The organism is Bdellovibrio bacteriovorus (assembly GCF_001592745.1).
Classification (GTDB): domain Bacteria; phylum Bdellovibrionota; class Bdellovibrionia; order Bdellovibrionales; family Bdellovibrionaceae; genus Bdellovibrio; species Bdellovibrio bacteriovorus_B.
Genome location: NZ_LUKD01000001.1, coordinates 386,746 through 404,264, shown reverse-complemented (window position 1 = coordinate 404,264; position 17,519 = coordinate 386,746). Strand labels below are relative to the sequence as shown.

The following is a 17,519-nucleotide window of genomic DNA, read 5'->3' as shown; positions in this document are numbered from 1 at the left end:
GGAGTCTTTGGACTCCTCTTTTTTTTTGTCGTTAGGATGGTAATCGTGTGGGGGTGTATGATGTGGCTGGTGGTGTTGACGTTTTTGTTTCCGAGCACCGTGTATGCTCAATCCGAAGATGCCCGCACACGTCACTTAGAAATGCTTGCCAAAAAAGCGACTATTTATGCCTACCCCATGGTCGAAAATGTCCGTGTTATTTACGATCAATTTTATAACCGCGATTCAAAGTCTTTTAAAGCCACGGTGAATACTTTGCGCACCACAGTCTCTTTGCCGAATGCAAACATCCGCGTTCCTTCGCAAAACCTCGATGTGGGCTACGGTTACTTGTTGATGGATTTACGTGCAGAGCCTTTCGTGATTTCTCTTCCTAAGATCACGAAGGATCGTTATCACTCTGTTCAAATCGTGGATCTTTACACCTACAATGAAGACTACATCGGCACTCGAAAAGACGGTAGGGAAGACGGGCCTTTCTTAATCGTCGGGCCGCATTGGAGCGGAAGCACTGCGGGATTTCAGCGTGTCATTAAGGTCGAGACCGAATTTGCGCTGGCATTATTTCGCATGCAAATTTTAAATTCTGAGGATCTTGATAAGGTTCAGTCCCTGCAATCTCAATATCAGGCGTTACCTCTGAGTGCTTTTCAGAAGACGGCATCGCCTCCTGTAAAGCCAGCTGTGACTTTTCCACCTGTTCTGGATAAAAACGATCCAGATGCCTATTTTTCAGCCTTTAATTTTGTTCTCAGCTTGGCGCCGGTGTTGAAAAATGAAAAAGCGCTTCGCGCGGATTTCGAAAGTTTGGGGCTTATACCGGGAAGCTCTTTTGAACTAGCGAGACTGAATCCTGAACAGCGCGCGGCTCTTCGAAAAGGGTTCGCCGAAGGTTTGGCCGAGATCCAAGAGGTCGCGCACAATACGGGTGATACCCGAAATCTTTACGGCTCACGAAAATTTTTTAAAGAGAATTACCTCAACCGCGCAGTGGGAGCTTACATCGGACTCTATGGAAGCTCTCGAGAAGAAGCGGTGACTGTTGCTTGGCGCGTGGATGAAATCAACGACGGTGAAAAGTTAGATGCTTCGAAGTATAACTACACTTTGCGATTTACAAAAAACAACCTGCCGCCGGTAAAGGCTTTTTGGTCCTTAACCATGTATGACGAAAATTTGTATCTGTCTAAGAATTCGCTGAACCGCTATGCGATCAGCTCAAGTGCGCTTTCCGAGCTTAAGCGCGATAGTGACGGTGGCTTGACGGTTTATATTCAACGGCATTCTCCCGGAACATCAAAAGAAGCCAATTGGTTGCCCGCACCTTCCGGACCCTTCGTTGCCGTACTCAGAATGTATGCGCCGACAAAAGAAGTGCAAGAAGGGCTTTGGAAAAAGCCAAGCATGACAGCCGTCAATCCTTCGGCACTTTCCAAAAAATAGCTTTCGTCACTGCGGACAATTCTATTTCATCTAAAGGCATTGATGGCACCGGCTTCGTTCGCGGATGGAGATGTGTTGACCTCGTTGCCTTCGCGAACAATAATGAATTCCACATGTCGCTGGTTCAACTTCGGTATTACATCATTGCGTTCTCATTCCTAGTTTCTGCGAATGCATTTGCAAGCATTTCAATGAATTTATCGGCGGGAGTAAGCTCTCCTCAGATAGAAAATCCCGCAGATGTCTCATTTACATCTTTTCAAGAGCCCGAAATTGCCATGGGCTATAGCGCAGAAGATCTTTGGATCCGAATCGAATTGCAAAACGAGTCACCGACAACCGAAAAGAAAATTTTGTTTTTAGATTCGCCATTGGCAGGCCGTCTTTCATTATATGGAGCAGATGGTGTTGCGCAAATTTCTGGTCCCGGTGTTCCTCTTAATAGACGTCTTTATCCCTCAAGGCTCGGCGCGTTTCCCCTCGAACTTCCTCCTCATAGTGAAGAAGTCCTGTATCTAAAAAGAAGTTCCCATCACGCCTTAAATACAAAAGTGCAGGTGATTGATGAAGCGACATTTCTTAAAGAGGAAGAAACCGCCAAAGCCGTCTTCTTCTTTTATATAGGTGGGATTCTGTCTTTGGTTGTTTATAACTTCTTTGTGGGTCTGGCGACCTCGCAAAAAGATCATATTAGTTACGCTTTTTTCGCGTTAAGCTTTGGTGTAACCGCCATGGTTCTTCATGGTGTTTTTGATACGTATTTAATACCCACTCCCGACTTCGTTTTCTCAAACTATTTAATGTTCTTTTCGTCAGTGACCCTTTTTACTGCTTCAGTCTTCGTTCGACGGTTTTTGAATATCACTAAAAATTTTTCCGTGGGTTACTACGGAACAGCCGTCTTCTGCGGGTTGGGGATAGTGACGATGCTTGCGAGTTTTTTTGCTCCCACCCATCGTGAACTCTTCATTTTTGGATACTGGATTGATCTTTCCATCGCTGGAGCTATTCTCTTTTTTATTTTCTGTGGCGTCTATTCATTAGTGAAGTTTAAAAACAAATTGGCGCTGTACTTTCTTGCTAGCTGGCTTGTGGTATTCATTGGAACATTTTTCTGGATTGGCTCTTTGCATGGGTTTGTGAAAGCAAATTCCGTCACTCAATATTCGTTGCTTTTTGCGAATCTTGGAGAAATGTTGGTCCTGTCATTGGGACTGGCGTACAAACTCAAAACATTGGACCGTGAAAAGCGCCAAGCACAGCAGGCTGCGGGGGACAAAGACCGTTACCATCGTTTGGTTCGTGTCCTTTCTCACGACGTAGCAAACACCGTATCCGGTTTGATGTACCATTCAGAAATGCTCGAAGAACTGGCCGAGCACCCTAAGGTTCGTGAACACGCGCAAAAGATCAATCTTACTATTCAGCGTCTGGATAAGATCCTGCATTCGGTTCGTAATGAAGAAGTCGTCTACTCCTTGAAATCCAAGGCTCCGTTACAACTGGTCGAGTTAAGTCTGGCGTGTGCAGAGGCTGTTCAGCACTGCGCCTGGCAATTAGAAAACAAAAACATCCGGGTTCATTCGCGCGTTCCTTCAGGAAAATACGTCAAAGCAGATCATTCGGCGCTGGTAAATCAGGTTCTTCTAAATCTTTTATCTAATGCGATCAAATTTTCCGCATCCGGAAAGTCAATCACTCTTTCCTACGTCGAACGCGATGAACATATCGGCATTGTAGTGAAAGACGAAGGGACCGGTATTCCTCCCGAGGAGCTTGAGAATATCTTTAAAGGAAAAAAGCTCTTTTCTCGCCGAGGTACAGCTAACGAAACCGGTACAGGGCTAGGCACGACCCTGGTCAGCGATTATATGCGACTTTTTGATGGAGTCATCGAAGTGCAATCCGTGCATTCCGCTGTAGGCGCGGATTCTGGGACGACGGTCACCCTGCTTTTCCCGAAACGTCTCTTGACGACATAGGAAGCCTGAACAAACTTTCGACAAAAAAATGAACTTCTAAAAATCCTTTTTAAAGCGTCAAATCTTTAGAGAGTCCACTAAGTCATGATGATCCAACACCCTTAAAAAAGTTGAGACCGTACGAAGATTGGGTTGAGAATTAAACATAAGAATTACCAACCCAGGAGTTTTCCATGAACAGAGGGATGCGTTTAGTTGCAACAGGATTGTTGTTACTGTCGGTGGGGTGTCAGAAGGCTCAAGAGAGCAGCGAAGTGATGGATCTATCTAGTTCCACGCTGACCTGCAAACCGGGTTCGCAAAAGGTCAGCACGGCCAACCTTAAAATCGAAGGTGAGTCGGTAGGCCAGACCAACGAAGCGATCCAATACAAGCTCAACGAGCAGTTGTCCTGCGATAGTGCACAAGAAGTTGTGTGGAAAGCTGCAGGGGGTTCATCAAGAACGGCGACCAGCGTAACATCGGTCTATAAAAAGGCCGGTACTTACGTGATGACGGCGTCAGTTCAAGACGTGAGCGGTACGACGTCTCAAGAAGTCTCTTTTAAAACAGTGGTTGTCGCCAGTGAACCTGTGATGATCGCTCCTACCGTAGGTGTAGCCGGTCAACCGGTGACATTTGATGTTGGTATTCCTGAGAATATGACTTTACTAGATGCCTATTGGACATTTGGTGACGGAACTCCTTCTGTGAGTTCTATGGACGCCATCCAACATACTTACGCTCAACCTGGTACTTACACGGTGAAAGTGTTGGTTGTCGGCAATCCGGGTGGTGAAAAAATGCTTTCGCAAACCATCGTGATTTCTGAAGAAGAAGATCAGGTGGTTTGTACGGCAGCGGCGGCGATTTCAGGTCCTTCTGAAGCCAAAGTCGGTTCCCCAGTCAGCTTGTCTTTATATATGCCGCAATGTTTGGCGGATCAAGTCGGTGCAATCCGTTGGGCCTTCGGTGATGGTGGAAGTGCTTCAGGTCAAAACGTTCAGCATACTTATGCGGCTGAAGGTACTTTTGAAGTGAGCGCCGTTTTATTAAAAGGCGACACAAACCAAGTTCTTTTCAACTTGAAGCATTCCATCACAGTGACTAAAGGAACTGTAGATCCTGAACCAGAACCCACACCAGAACCAGAAGTTCCTGGTTCATGTCAGGTGAAAGATCAAATCCGCGAATCTCAAGGTGACATCTATTCAGAGACGGTGGCCTGCGGATTAAACGGGACGAAAGAAATTTCTTACCGTGACGTGATCAAAGAACAGTGTCAGTTGAGTGGTGAAAAATTGAGCTGGGTAGAAATCTCTCGCTCAAAAGAAGTCACTAATGAAGGTTCTTGTGAAGGCCAATCTTGCAGATTGCCAGATGGAAGTGTTCTTCCTCATGGTGGATCTAAAGTATTGTACTCGACTAGCACTCCTGCAGGTTCTTGCGCGAGCGTGTCTCAAGAAAGAGTTTGTAATAACGGAGTTCTTTCCGGATCAGATACTTTCAACCAAAACTCTTGTCACAATGGTTGTGGTGACTTCGGTTCCCATGGCACGGTAAAAACAGATGTTGTGACTGGTGAGGTGAAAGTTCCATTGACTTGTGCTTTCGGTGAAACAGGTTTCTTTGATATCTTCACAGAAGTGTCAGATCAAACTTGTAAAGACGGTCAAATCGTAAGTTCAAATACTCACCAGGGTTCTATTAAAACTCCAGGTGCATGTCCTACATATAAATACGTTCCGACAGAAAACTTCACAGCTTGTACTGCGGACTGTGGTGGTAAACAGTCACGTATCTTCGTGTGTGTTGATGACAAAGGAACACAAGTAGGTAACGAACGTTGTGCCGGTCAAGCTATGCCAGTGGAAGAAAGAGTTTGTGACGGCAACCCAGAAGCTGTACGCAGACAGGAATCTTCAACTTCGGTTGAAGAAGCTAACAGCTCACAAACATGTCCAGCAAATCAGATCGGTGTGATCGTGAATAAGCGTGATGTGACGAAAGTCAGCACTTACGCTTGTATCGACCACAAAGTTCAGTTGGAAGGTACAGAGACTCAATATGGTCCTTGGGTGGCTGAAAGTTACTGCCGTGACTACGTCGCAAGACGTTGTTCGCAAGACAGCTTAAGCAATTCTCAAGCGCAAGGTCGTTATGAGTGGATGGTGAAATGTCAGGATCAATTGCCAATCATTAAAGAATTCCTGGCTCAGTTCGATGACGTGAAAGTGAAATCAGGTAAGACATCTGTGGCTCTGAATTCTAGCGGTCAGCACTTGTATCCAACATTCATGGATCGTGCTTACAACCCAGAAAAACCATGGATTGCACCAACTTCGAAAAATGCGGCATGTACTATGCCATCTACGGTGTACGTAGCGACAGTGTGTGTGTCTTCATGTGCCACACCTGAACAGCTGATTCTTGCCCAAGAAGCAGGTAACACGGATATGAAGTACGTTCCATTCATTGAAGCCTTGACGAAGAATTATGCCTTCGTAGCTTCATTGCAAAGTGCTCAAAGCATGGGAAGTAAAGCTATCCAAAAAACGAAAGTGGATCAGTGGGTGACAGAGCTTCTTGATACGGAACACGACATCTTGTTGATGCGTATGAAATCGGGCCGCTCAATTAAAGTAACTCCAAACCATCCACTTGTAGCTTCGAATGGCTTCATGCAGTCAGCGAAAGACTTCAAAGTGGGCGAGGACCTGGTGCAATTAGGTGGTGTCTTGGATGAGATCGTATCAATCACACCAATGAAATACACAGGTAAAGTCTATAACATCTTCGTACAGTCAACAGCGATCCATCACAATATCCTTGTGCTAAATGGATACTTGAATGGTTCGGCTTACTTCCAAAATGACGGTGCGAAAGAGTTGAATAGATCCTTGTTCAGAAAAACTCTCACTCGCGGAGCATTCTAAGATGAATAAAAAACAGCTAGCCATAGCGGTGGGGGCGGTTGCAGTCGGAGGAGTCATGCTAGTCATGACTTCTCTTTCTGTTAAAAACGACAGCCCTAACGAAAAGCCCAGCGTCGAGCAACATTCTCCCGAGGCGCCAGCGTCTCCGGCGTCAGACGGTCCGACGGCGATAGTGCAAAATCCCACATCGGAGGTTCCTGAGGCCCGCAAGGGTGAAAGTGCTCCCGTGTGGAAAGACTACGCCTACAAAAAAGAGCTCAGTGCATTTCATCGCATGCATCGGAAAGTTTTCTTGGATGAAACAGAAAAAAAAGAGCGACAGGAATTGCTAAAGAACCACCGGGTGATTTCATCACTCAGTGAGCTTTTGCAAGCCCCCGCGTTGACCGTCGATGAGGTGATCTTGCAAAACGTGGCTTTAGACCTTCTTTTAGAGTCGCTGCAAGACGCTCCGAATGGGGAAGCTTTAGGGGTTTTAAAAGATGTCGTGAGCAATGGATATATCGAAGATAAATCAAACAGTCTGGAAGCTCGTAAATCTTTAGGAGAAGTGAAAGCGGAAGTGCTTTATCAGTGGTCCGCCTTGCAACCTCAGAAGAAATCCGAGATTGAAAGATTGTTGCCAGGTCCGGTCAGTAAAAAGATCTGGGAAAACGTCAGATACCAGCAGGAAAACAATCTTGCTGAATCTTCTTTGGAACTTCGCAAATAGTTTTAATCGCCCTGCAGTCCCAACTCCCAAAACCGATTTCGCATTTTCTCAAAGTTTGATTTCCCGCCTGCACTGGTGATGTCTGGGTGCGGGTCTGCGGATACGGAAGCGGCCGCTTTGCTTCCTCCCGGTAAATACTTTCTTAATTCTGAATCCTGACTTGGGACAGTCTCAGTAGGAGAAGAAGCTAGTTCGCGACGAGAGTTGGGTGCCTCGATGGCCACCGTATCAGACGTTCTATTCGCTGATTCCGACGCTGCGGAGCTAGTTGGAGAGGACGAGAGGCTTGGGGCAACTTCCGTTGCACGGGTCGGTGTTGCTGAAGATTGTGAAGGCGTCGCAGTTTGGGACGATGTTGTTTCCTGCTTTTCACTGAGCGCGACAGCCGCGGTTCCGCCACCACCACCTTCGCTTCCGTTTGATTCTTCATCACAGGATTTACCCTGCTTTAACGATGATACAATGGATACCAAGGACGCTGCGGAAGAAGCCAAAAGAAGACCGTAAGTCTTTTTACAAAGCTGCTCTTTTGAGTGCAGAGTTTTTTTGCTTTGGAGACTGATCTCTTTTTTCATCTCTGTGTAAGCTTTGTTATACAGTGATTCTAACTGGCTCATTCCTTCCGTGCACCCTGCGCCGGTCTGCCCTGGTGTGCAGGTGGCTTTTGAAACGTGCAGGGCCTGGATCATTTCTTTCATTCCACTCGCAGCTGCTGAACACGATAAATCACATTTCTTCTGCATGGCCCCGCAGGCGACGGTGTAAGCCGTGATTCCGGCCTGAGCCAAGGTCATTGCTTTTGAAAACGACTTACAGGCGTCGTTGACGGCCAAACTGTTTACGCCTGCTAGAACCAAGTTCACACCTTGCAAAGTTGTTTGCAAGTTCGGAGAAGTTTCTTCGCGACATAGTTTTGCGGCACGGGTTTGGTCATTGATGCAGGTTTTGCGATTGGCTTCATAAGCTTGAAAACCTTTTTTAAAGGAAGGCAGTTCCGGGATGACCAGTTGAGCGCCTGGATCCATAGCGGAGACCGCGGCGGGAAGAGCGTCAATTTTTTTAATGATGGCTTTTAAGTTGACCGGTACTTCTTCAAGGCCGACAGCGATCAATTCATCGGGTGTCAAAGGTTCAACCGCCGCTGTCGCAGCACCCGCGGCTGACGGCTCCGCCACAGCAGGTAATGACAAAGACAGAACGGATAAAAATGTCATGACGGTTTTCATAATTTCCCCATAAATTCTTTTCGGCTCTTAATTCTGGTGCTGAAGAAATTTGCTGTTTCAGAATGAGAATGAACTCTACTTTCCACACTGAATGGGTAATTTCGCGACCGTCTTTTTGTTTTTCCGAGAAACTTACGCGAAGTTTTCAATACAAATTTCTGTCATTTCACAAAGACATATATGTGAATTCACAAAGACAGGTATGTCATCACGCAAAATAAATGCCCGAACTAAAAGGTCTCTCAAAATGCGCTCAGTATTTGGTCCTATTCTTTGTGTTTTAGTAACGATTTTTTCTGCGAAGTAATTTTCATCCGCTAAGGTTTGTTCATGCACATCACACACAACTTTGGAGGTTGAATGCAAGTGACTGTTAACAAATCGTTCTTTTCTCGTTTCACAGCAACACTATTGGTAAGTTCTTTATTATCCCTAGCGGCTTGTGCGGGAAATGGCGGCAGTGATACAGCCAGTCTGCCAGATGACACTACAGAGGAACAAATCGTCGATAATCCAGGCGCAAATGCCACAATCCCTCGCGATGCTTCAGAAAGCCTTTCTGACTCTCAACGTGAAGGCATTCTTCAAAAATACAATTACGTAGATCCGACGCGTATGGTTCGTACGGATGCACTCGCAAAGGCTTTGGTTTACTTCGACGCTAACAAAAACAATTTCAGAAATCAGGATTACGTATCCGTGATTGATTTCGCCAAGCACTCTTCAGAGCCTCGTTTCTATATCATTTCCATGAAGACGGGAGCCGTGTGGGCTATTCGTGTGGCACACGGTAAAGGTTCAGATGCAAACCACGATGGATATGCGGAAAAGTTTAGCAATACATCAGGTGCGCATGCCAGCTCTTTAGGTTACTACCGCACGGCTGAAACTTATCAAGGTGGTCACGGACTTTCGCTTCGCCTTGATGGATTGTCATCAACGAACTCGAAAGCTCGCTCTCGCGCCGTTGTCATCCATGGAGCGAACTATGTTCAAGACACGAACGTGAAGCAAGGAAGAAGCTGGGGATGCCCTGCAGTTTCTATGCAAAACTTGAAAAACGTCATTGGATACATTAAAGGCGGAAGCCTGATTTACGCAGTAAAATAATCTGCTAAGACATTGCGTAAGCTTAAAAACGGAGGTTTCGATCTCCGTTTTTTTATTTGTGAACCCTTGTATTTCTCTCGCGAGTTGTTAAAGAAAATAAACAAAATTTTCCTATAGAACGTGAATAAACTCGGATGTCTGAAACGAACACCAAAAAAGCAACGTAGCAAACTTACAATTTTATAACATTCAGGTCAGATGCATTTAAATCGATCGTCACGTTTTCTTCATATTTAGCAAATCCCTAGGCTACCGAAATAGATATCGAACACAAATTCTACGGGAGACCCTCATGAGCGTTGCTAGGAAATTCGCGGAAGACACAATCGCCTATACTTCTAATGTGGACGAATTGACTTTGTTAAAAGAAGAGATCAAAGCGCTCCACCGTGCGCAGGCGGTGATTGAGTTCAACCTCGACGGAACTATTCTTACGGCGAACGAGAACTTTTTAGGGGCCGTAGGTTACTCTCTTGGCGAAATCCAGCACAATCACCACGCCATGTTCTGCGATCCTGAATATGCAAAAACACCCGAATATAAATCCTTTTGGGAAAACTTGGCAAAGGGCCAGTTCATTGCAGGTGAATTCAAGCGTTTCGGTAAAGGCGGTAAAGAAATCTGGATCAACGCTTCCTACAATCCCGTATTTGATTCTGTGGGTCGTCCCTTTAAAGTCATCAAATTTGCCACAGACATCACAAAATCAAAAAGAATGAATGCGGATTACGAAGGCAAGGTGGCCGCGATCGGTCGCGCTCAAGCCGTGATCGAGTTTAATTTGGACGGGACTATCATCAACGCCAACGAAAACTTCTTAGGCGCTGTCGGGTATTCATTAGGTGAAATTCAAACAAAACATCATCGTATGTTCTGCGAAGAAAATTATGCGAACTCTTCGGAATATAAGTCTTTTTGGGAACAGCTAGCTCGCGGTGAATTTGTGGCCGGTGAATTCAAACGCTTCGGTAAAGGCGGCAAAGAGATTTGGATCAATGCTTCGTACAATCCCATCTTTGATGCTGATGGGAAACCCTATAAGGTTGTTAAGTTTGCTACGGATGTCACTCAATCAAAAATGAAGACGGCAGAATACGAAGGTAAGATTGTTGCCATTGGTAAAGCTCAAGCAGTGATTGAATTCAATATGGATGGCACAATCATTTCTGCTAACGAAAACTTCTTAAAGACGGTGGGTTACAGCTCTGCAGAGATCGTGACAAAACACCATCGTATGTTCTGTGAACCTGAATATGCTCGCAGTGCAGAGTATGAAGACTTCTGGAGAAAACTGAATCGTGGAGAGTTTGATTCCGGTCGCTACTTGCGCTTTGGCGCGGGTGGAAAGCGTATTTGGATTCAAGCAACCTACAATCCAATCATGGATATGAACGGACGACCTTATAAAGTCGTCAAGTTTGCATCAGATATCACAGAGCAAGTCGAACTTGAGCAGGCCGTGAAACGCAAAGCTCAGGAAGATCAAGAAAAAGTGGATTTGTTATTGACCGTCGTGAATGCGGCTGCAAATGGAAACTTAACATCAGAGATCACTGTGAATTCAGACGATGCGATCGGGCAGTTGGCCCAGGGGCTTAAAAAAATGATTTCTGACTTGCGTGGGGTTGTTTCGCAAGTAGTCACTTCCGCTCATAATTTCGGTTCGTCTTCGAAGGTGATAGCGACACAAAGTTCTTCTGTCGCTATCGGAGCGGCCACTTTAGGCTCTACTGTTGAAGAAATCAATGCTTCCATCGAGGAGTTCACAGCATCTATCTCATCCATCGCGGATAACACTCGTCAAGCCAATGAACTTGCAAAAGTCACTCAAAAAGAAGCTGAGGCGGGGAACCTTGCGATTGGTAAATCCATTGAAGCAATGGAGTTGATCAATAAATCTTCAGAAGATATCAGCGAAATTATCAAAGTGATCAGTGAAATTGCCAGTCAAACAAACTTGCTCGCTTTCAATGCAGCCATTGAGGCCGCTCGTGCCGGAGAACATGGTTTAGGATTCTCCGTTGTCGCGGATGAGGTCCGTAAACTTGCTGAAAGATCCTCTCAGGCGACGAAAGAAATCTCTAAGCTGATTAATGAGTCCGTCAAACGTGTGGAACAAGGAAGCTCAATTTCGAAACAGGCCGGAGAGGCATTTGGAAAAATCGTGGCAGGTATCGAGAAAACGACTATGTCGATCTCAGACGTGAATGCCGCGGCTGAAGAACAATCGAGTGCGGCTAAATATATCGCCATCGCGATCCAGAATATCTCTACTGAATCCGAAAAATCAACGGCCGCTGCCGAGTCGATTGCGCATTCAACGCAAGCCTTGGTGGATGAATCCGAAGAGCTGAATAAAACCGTTTCCAGATTCGTAGTTTAATCCAAAGGAAAACGAATGGATGCAGTATCTGGACAAAAAAAGCTACGGACCGCGAGCACTCAGATGTTCGCGTCCTTTCGCTTAAGTGACACGGAACTGGCTGTCTCTATTTCTTCTCTTCAGGAAGTGGTGAACTTTCCTGACAAAGTGTCCCGCGTACCTTTGGCTCCAGAATATCTGACGGGGTTGTTCAATCTTCGCGGCATTGTTGTGCCTATCGTAGATATGGCGAAGCTTTTGGACCTTCCGACGACAGCCGGGCAGGATAACAAAAAAGTCGCTATCATAAATATCCATAAAGTGCGCATCGGCCTTCTTTTTGACGCGACTTCTGAAATGCTCAATGTCAGTGAAGACAATATATCTTGGATGGATGAAAAAATAGAGGGCCCCAAGTCCGTCGTCAGAGGCGTTTTAAAGTTGAATGGCGGGGACCGTATTATTGAGGTCATTGATCCTGCGCTGCTGATTAAAATTGAAAACATTCCGCAGATTTTAGAGCAGGCTCAAACTTCAGAACGCACCGAGGTCGTAAAGAAGAAGTCAAAGCGATCTCAGTGCATCAGTTTTAAATCAGGCGGCCTGGAATTTGGCTTAAAAATCTCTGGCATCAGTGAAATTATCAAAGTTCCCGAAATCAAACGAAGTGTTCTTGCCGTCGATCATTGTATCGGCATGGTTAATTTGCGCGGTACGATCATTCCCATTTTAGACTTTCAGATGTTTCTAAAGCTTCAAAAGCCGGAAGCCGTCCCCGAGCTTGAAGAACGCCGTATTGTGATTTTGAAGCTTGATAAAGTTCAAGTGGGATTCCTGGTTGATTGTGTTGACAGCATTGTGACGTTCTTTGAAGAGGACATTTTGCCAGTGCCGATGTTCAAGCAAGAAAAAGTGGAGATGATGCAGGGACTGGTATGCCCGCAGCCGGATCTGCATATTTTGCTTCTTAAAGAAACTCAAATCCTTTCAGATCAAGAGATCTTAGCGATCACGCGAGGTCACCAAACGCTTTACGGCAAAAAAGAAGAAAGTGCGAAGGAACATCAGAAAAGAGCCAGTGACCGAAAACCCTATTTATCTTTCCGTCTAAAACACATGCTTTCGACGCGTTTAGGGGCGGTCGACGAGATTGCCAAATACACCGACGACATGGTTTGTCCTCCAGGCTATCCAGACTATATAGCCGGTATGATGAATATGCGTGGGGAAGTTGTGATGGTTGTGGATCTTCGCGTTTTCTACGGAATGACAGCATTATCGGATCGCAGTCAGTCGCGCGTTTTGATTGTAAAAGGAGAGCGAGCGAAGTACGGACTTCTTGTAGATGAAGTCGATGCGATCAACACGCTGGATGAAGGAATGAAACTGCGTATTCCCGCGGTACTCACTCCGCAAGCCAATAAAGATCTTCAAGGTGACATTAAGGAAGTAGTAGAGATGAATGACGCCTTGGGAAACAAACGCACCTTGATGATTTTTGAAGTGGCGGAATTTGTTAAAAAAATTGAGGCGCAAGCCGCGGGTGTTCCCGCGGCCTCTTAGTTAGAACCAGTATTCCCCACCTAAAGAACCATTAAATCCTTCAGAGTAATACGTGTAAGTCTCTTCATAGCGGTGATCCGCTAGATTGTTTAAACGAGTGTACACCGTCATCTTTTCATTGAGTGCGTAAGAGTAAGCCGCATTGGCTGTTACATATCCAGGTAAAGTCACAATACCCGTAGCGCCGAAGTCAGAACGTGTGCCCGCGCCAATCAATTCCACTGAACCGGAATGTTTTCCCCAAGCCTGAATATAGCGAAGACTGCCATTGACCAGAGGGCGACGAAGCAACCAGCGGTCGTTTTCTAAATCGCGAGGCTCCTGGTATCCGTAAGTTGCCACGACGCTAGCGTCCGTAAAAGGACGGATCGTGTAGGCCACATCGACACCGCGAGTTTCACTTTTAGCCACGTTGTTGTACTTCATGTTGCCCGGGGAACCCGTGATTTGCAGAAGATTTGAAAATTCAGAATAGAACAAAGTCACGGAAAGATTCTGGCTTTCATTAATGTTCCATTCTTGCATCAAGCTGTATTGGTTGGCATTTTCAGCTTTCAAATCTGGATTGCCGTAACGGGAGTACAATTGGAACAGCGAAGGGATCTTATAGCCCGAAGCGACTTCTAGTTTTGTATGTTCAAAGAGGGTGAGGCCCACTTGGAATGTGCCCACCGGGTCTTGATCTCCCCAGTTTTCAACACGTCCTCCGAGAGCCAATGAAAAATCCTTGTTCCAAGCGTAGTCGCCTTTTAAGAAAAGGCCACGTTGTTCAGAGAAGGTATTGACCTGTTCAACACCCTTACTTCTAAAGACGAAATCTTCATAAATATAGCTCAAGCCACCGATCACCGTCAGGTTGTCGCCTTTATAGGGAGTAAAATCCAAGCGCACCGTGCGAAGATTTGCGCCATAATCCTCCTCTGTCCCTGTGGGATTATCCACGGGAACCACAGTAGGCCAATCGTAATCGCGCAGACTGTTTTGTGTGCTCAAAGCCAAACGTGGCTCCCAAGCTGTTTGAGTAAAGCGTAAATTCGACGAAACACCGATCTGGCGAGTGAACTGATCAAAGTCCACCGTGTCGTAAATGCGATTGTTCACGCGACTGGAAGCGGGTGATTCGTTCAGGTCTTGCAGAAAAAGCGCCTTCAGATTTCCTTCCACCGCTCCTTTCCAAGCATAGGTCCCTTCGGCATTCCAGTTATTACGAGCGTAGGTTTCTGAAGATCCTAAAACGGGAGACTCTGCATCTCTCCACGCGCCATGTCCGCGTACGATGAAAGCATTGTTTTCATCCAAAGCTTCAGTGTGAACGGCGGTGATGTCGCGGAAATTTTGTGTGCCGATCTGGCCTTCAAGTCCGGTCTTTGTTTTAAACTCTTGAGGAATTGTGTCGATTTTGATCACGCCACTTAAGGCCTGGCCACCGTAAAGAACCGTCTGGCCCCCTTTAATGATTTCAATGCGGCGAACGGATTTAATATCCAGTGAGTTTAAATTGAAAGTGCGTTGAATGGTCGAGGCATCATAAAAAGGAACGCCATCAACAATGATCATCACATGACTAGAGTCACCACCACGAATGAAGATCGAATTGGGTTGAAAAGGTGTGCTTGTCACGGTGATATTGGCCTGGCTTGAAAGCAGTGTCGTGATGTTCGGAGCGCGAGATTCTTTAATAGTCTCCTCATCGATAACGACTTTATTAGAGGTATTAAAAACGACGTCTTCAACAACAGTTTCGAAAGACGGGATGTTTTCTTGCGCGTGCGCGGCAGCGCCTAAAAGTGCAGTCAGTAAGAGACTCGAGTATTTCACAGATGTTTTCCTTTGAGCGGACTAGTTAACTTCTAATTTAAATCTATAGGTGTAGCGGATCTTGACGGCAACAGATTCTTCGCCTTTGAAAGCTGGTTGAAATTCGAATTTTTTCAAGGCTTCGATGGCGGATTCATTCAAACCATGGCCGGGGCCGCTGATAAGTTGAACTTCACGCACTTGACCCAGTTTGTCGATGATAATTTCTAAGACGACCGGCCCATCAATGCCTGATTTTTTGGCTTCTTCGGGATATTGAGCTTTGATTTCTTTTTTCACCTTGGGAAATCGGGTGATCTCGCTATAGCTTGCCGTTCCACCGCCAAATTCACTGCTTGAGGTGGAGGTCCCATCGCCGGGACCGTCTTGCGCGACATCTGCTGCCGTGTCTTGTGCTTTCATCGCTTTTTCTGATGCCGTGCTTGTGGAAGGATGAACTTTTGGTTGAGAAGTGGCGGGGGCCGCTAGTTTGTTCTGAGAAGAGCCCCCACTCAGCGGCGCATTCATCACCGTCAGATCGACGACCTCAATAATATCTGAGGACACGGGAGTGGAACCCCAGTGCAAGGCGGTGACCGCCAATAAATGCAAGGCAACTGATAATATAATCCAATATGAAAGTTTCAACCCTTTGAACTTCTCACAAAACGATCTGAAGTCAAATGCCTTTCAGACTTTCAATAATTTGCGCTGCCGACTTGGTCGGTGGGCGCTCGTCGCGATCTCCACGACGACTTTCTAAAGCTTTGACTCCAAATAGCTGTGATACGAATTGGGATGTGCGCGCCACTGTATTAAAGATGGCCACCGGATTTTTATTCGGAGAATTCACAAGCTCTGTCTCTTTCGCTAAATTTCCTGCGGCGGGCCCCACGGCATAGATCGGAAGTTTTTCGCCGCCCACTTCTTGAAATTGGCGCGCTAAAACTGTTTCGGTCAAACCCAACTCTTTCAATGGTCCGACAACGTCCACGAGTTCGGGTGTTGTCACGGCGTCGGTTAGTAGTTTCCCGTTTAGGTTCGTATATCCAGTCGAATCGACAATCATATCGCCCTCGGCTTGACTGACGATATTGTTCTTCGCATCTTTCACCGTGACAAGATAGCGACCCGAAGGCAGGACTTCCACCTTTTCAACGTGACCGGGAACACCCGTCACACGTCCTTTTTGATAGTGCGGAACAATCTTATCTATGTAGCGATCCCAGCCTGATTGGCTCGCAACGTATTCTTCGGCTGTTTTAAAATTGTTGCCGATCCAATTGATTTTAAATCCTTCAGGCAAAGTCACATGTTTATCATTCAAGGCTTCAACGGCAATGCGAGAACCATCCCCATTACCAATCAAAATTATTTCGCGAGGAACACGCACGTTTTGATTTTTTAAGCGGTTTTCTTTCAGTGAAACCAAAAAAGCATCCGTACTCATGATCGGTTGCAGGGAGTCTTTTTGCGCCTCATGAGAAGTTAGAAAATGCGCAAAGTCCTTTTGGTAACCACCATCTTTCACTTTCGTGCCGACTTCTCCTAAGCCCGTTCCCAACAGAAGATTTTTCGTGCGGAAGGTAAGGCCGTCTTGAGTAAGAACTTCTAAAACGGTACGGCCGCCGTCTTGAACTTTCTTAACCGCGACGATTTCTGTTTTCAAAAGCACAGGAACCTTCGATGCATACTGCTGACTCTGAATGTGGGCCGCCAACTGAGAAGAGTGCGCGTAACCTTGAGACGTGAAGTGAGCAAGGCTTCCGTGGCCTCCTGGGAAGTCATGCATAGAAACGCGGCTGGCCTCGAGGCTGTTAATATAAAAATCTTTTTCAGCAAAAGTTTTTGCCACCAGATCTGTCTTTTCAACAACCAAGGTTCTTAGTTTCGTGTTCCGTAAAACAAGAGAAGCCGCGGCACACTGAGGCCCGGCTCCTAAACAAAGAACATCCAGTTCAACAATCTTGTTTTTGTATTGTGATTTCAAGGCTTGTGATTGAGCGCGCATTTCAGTCATTAAAAAATCAGAAACTTTGACGGCCTCACGTTGTTCGTGGGCAATCTTTTGCAGTGAAATCAGATCATCAGGAAAAGGTTTTCCGCCATTTTCCGCCCAGACGCTCGGAAGGAAGATGGAATCACAACGGGGCGCCGAAGCCCAAGAGGCTGGGCCGATTAAAACCAAGGCCAAAGCTAAGGAATAGATAAAGGGTCGTTTCACGTGCTGCTCCCGAAAAATTTAATTCGGAAGCTTAGATCCAAAGAACGTGCCGAGAAAAAGGCCGTTTGGAAGGACCTATATTTGAGATCAGGCAAAGCCGTCTGTCTGATCCTTAGACAGAGGCCCTTTTTTTCGCGCTCCGTTTAGCCAGGGCCGGCATTTTGGGAGAGATCCACTCTATCTTA

The 17,519-nt window shown here is 46.1% G+C and carries 11 protein-coding genes; 7 read left to right on the top strand and 4 right to left on the bottom strand.

What is annotated here, in order from left to right:
* Nucleotides 1-57 precede the first annotated feature (57 nt).
* The 4 genes from AZI87_RS01890 (at nucleotide 58) to AZI87_RS01875 (ending at nucleotide 7,052) form a co-directional block, all read left to right on the top strand.
* On the top strand, nucleotides 58-1,443 hold the full coding sequence (locus AZI87_RS01890) for a DUF1254 domain-containing protein (RefSeq protein ID WP_172795499.1): 1,386 nt from the start codon (nucleotides 58-60) through the stop codon (nucleotides 1,441-1,443).
* On the top strand, nucleotides 1,389-3,425 hold the full coding sequence (locus AZI87_RS01885) for a sensor histidine kinase (protein WP_253696346.1): 2,037 nt from the start codon (nucleotides 1,389-1,391) through the stop codon (nucleotides 3,423-3,425). The genes AZI87_RS01890 and AZI87_RS01885 overlap by 55 nt, the downstream gene beginning before the upstream one ends.
* A 173-nt stretch (nucleotides 3,426-3,598) precedes the next feature.
* Nucleotides 3,599-6,340 carry a PKD domain-containing protein gene (locus AZI87_RS01880; RefSeq protein ID WP_063204744.1) on the top strand — a complete coding sequence of 914 codons (2,742 nt, stop codon included), beginning with the start codon at nucleotides 3,599-3,601 and terminating at the stop codon, nucleotides 6,338-6,340.
* A gap of 55 nt (nucleotides 6,341-6,395) precedes the next feature.
* Complete coding sequence (locus tag AZI87_RS01875; RefSeq protein ID WP_172795498.1) at nucleotides 6,396-7,052, top strand: hypothetical protein; 657 nt, start codon at nucleotides 6,396-6,398, stop codon at nucleotides 7,050-7,052.
* A gap of 2 nt (nucleotides 7,053-7,054) precedes the next feature.
* Here the strand turns inward: AZI87_RS01875 and AZI87_RS01870 are convergent, their stop codons facing one another.
* A complete protein-coding gene (locus tag AZI87_RS01870) occupies nucleotides 7,055-8,278 on the bottom strand; it encodes a hypothetical protein (protein ID WP_063204742.1) in 1,224 nt (407 codons plus the stop codon).
* Between the two features lie 360 nt (nucleotides 8,279-8,638).
* On the opposite strand from AZI87_RS01870, the gene AZI87_RS01865 reads away from it, so the two are divergent.
* The 3 genes from AZI87_RS01865 to AZI87_RS01855 all read left to right on the top strand — a co-directional run bounded on the left by AZI87_RS01865 (nucleotide 8,639) and on the right by AZI87_RS01855 (nucleotide 13,313).
* Nucleotides 8,639-9,388, top strand: a complete 750-nt coding sequence (locus AZI87_RS01865; RefSeq protein WP_063204741.1) for a murein L,D-transpeptidase catalytic domain family protein — start codon at nucleotides 8,639-8,641, stop codon at nucleotides 9,386-9,388.
* A gap of 292 nt (nucleotides 9,389-9,680) precedes the next feature.
* Nucleotides 9,681-11,771 (top strand): methyl-accepting chemotaxis protein, encoded by a 2,091-nt coding sequence (locus AZI87_RS01860; protein ID WP_081112104.1) that lies wholly within the window; start codon nucleotides 9,681-9,683, stop codon nucleotides 11,769-11,771.
* A gap of 15 nt (nucleotides 11,772-11,786) precedes the next feature.
* A complete protein-coding gene (locus AZI87_RS01855) occupies nucleotides 11,787-13,313 on the top strand; it encodes a chemotaxis protein CheW (RefSeq protein WP_253696344.1) in 1,527 nt (508 codons plus the stop codon).
* On the opposite strand, the gene AZI87_RS01850 is transcribed toward AZI87_RS01855, so the two are convergent.
* The 3 genes from AZI87_RS01850 to AZI87_RS01840 are packed head-to-tail and all read right to left on the bottom strand — an operon-like array spanning nucleotide 13,314 to nucleotide 17,334.
* Entirely contained in the window at nucleotides 13,314-15,131 is a 1,818-nt protein-coding gene (locus tag AZI87_RS01850; RefSeq protein WP_063204740.1) for a TonB-dependent receptor plug domain-containing protein, read from the bottom strand.
* A 21-nt stretch (nucleotides 15,132-15,152) separates the two neighbouring features.
* Nucleotides 15,153-15,758 (bottom strand): energy transducer TonB, encoded by a 606-nt coding sequence (locus AZI87_RS01845; RefSeq protein ID WP_253696342.1) that lies wholly within the window; start codon nucleotides 15,756-15,758, stop codon nucleotides 15,153-15,155.
* Between the two features lie 31 nt (nucleotides 15,759-15,789).
* The gene (locus AZI87_RS01840; protein WP_253696340.1) at nucleotides 15,790-17,334 is read right to left on the bottom strand and encodes a hypothetical protein; all 1,545 of its coding nucleotides are present in this window, start codon (nucleotides 17,332-17,334) and stop codon (nucleotides 15,790-15,792) included.
* Nucleotides 17,335-17,519 lie beyond the last annotated feature (185 nt).